General features: G+C 51.9%; 1 protein-coding gene. It reads right to left on the minus strand.

Annotated features, from left to right (window positions below):
• A partial coding sequence (locus tag CMR00_12805) for an ATP citrate lyase (GenBank protein PIO46987.1) occupies positions 1 to 1,310 on the minus strand: 1,310 nt, incomplete at both ends.

Raw genomic sequence — 1,310 nt, forward strand, 5'->3', positions numbered from 1 at the left:
CGCACAGCGTAATTGACCAAGTAATCATAAAGCCGAATGAGGCGAGAGTTTTGTTCCTTTTGGTCAATCCAGTGTCCGATAAATCCAATTGTGCGAGCAATTACAAAAAAGCCGTTGAGCGCGTGTTCAGGAAAGCCAAGGTCGATGAGAATTGCGCCGATTGCACCGTCTAAGTTCAAAATCAAGGTTTCTTTTTTGAGCGTGGTAACTTTCTCGACTTCGAGCGCAAAGTCTAAACATGGTGTTTGAAGGTTGGGACGACTTTTCACAAACGAGACAAGCGATTTAACGCGCTTATCGGGATTGCGCAAACTTTTGACGCGATGCCCAATGCCGGGAACAGGTCCGACATTGGCTTTCATATAAGCAAGAAAGCCGGGAATGTCGTTGCGATAAGATGTTGCGCCGAGTTTGAAGTATTTGCCGGCATCGGAAACCGCGCCACCGAATCGAGGTCCAATCATAATTAACCCAGCGGCAACGGCTTGCGGCAATCCAATGCCCGCACACGCGGCAAGAATCGTGGCTAATGCGCCCGAGACGGCAGGTCCATGGTCAGCCGAAAGAATGATGATGCGTTTAATGACTTCGGCTTGCTCTTTGGTCGGAAGTTCCTTGTTGAAGAGCAGTCCGATAAGATGCTCAATGCTATAGCCTTTCTCGATGAGTTCAGTTGCGGCATAGCCCAAGTAGAGCGGTTCTTCGCCGCGGTCGTCGGAGATGGTGGTGCGAATAAGCGGTTCAACGAAAACTTGTCCGCGTTTAAGTGATTCTTCGATTTGCAGGGGTAAATCGCGTGGTGGCGGGGCTTCAGTTTTTTTAGCGATGGTGCCGTCGGCAAGCAAGGTTTGGTAGACGCCGTGAATGGCATCGCCGAGTGCGCCGAAGGTTTCAGGCACGAGTGCGCCAGCGTCGCGAAAGGCTTGAAGTTTGTGTCGCGCCGAGCCAATTCCGCCTCTGCCTTCTTTCGCGCCTGCGTGTCCGAACTTCATGCCTTTTGGCAAAACTTCTTGGCACAAGCCGCTGACGCTGGCGATAAGTTTAATGCGGCGTTTTGTTTTGCCATACCACGCGGCGGCTTCTTCTTCCAAAGTGCCGCCCATTTCGCCGACCAATACAACCGCTTTCGTTTGCGGGTCGGCTTCGAACAAGTCCAAATACGTAACGAAATCGGTGCAGGGGTAGGTGTCGCCGCCGATGCTAATTGCCGTCGTAATGCCGTCAGCAAATTGCGAGCAAAGCCACATCAGTTCATTCGTTAAGCCGCCCGATTTGGTGAGCACCCCGAAAGAACCGGGACGATGCAGTTT

It is taken from the genome of [Chlorobium] sp. 445 (assembly GCA_002763895.1).
In the GTDB taxonomy this organism is placed as follows: domain Bacteria; phylum Bacteroidota; class Chlorobiia; order Chlorobiales; family Thermochlorobacteraceae; genus Thermochlorobacter.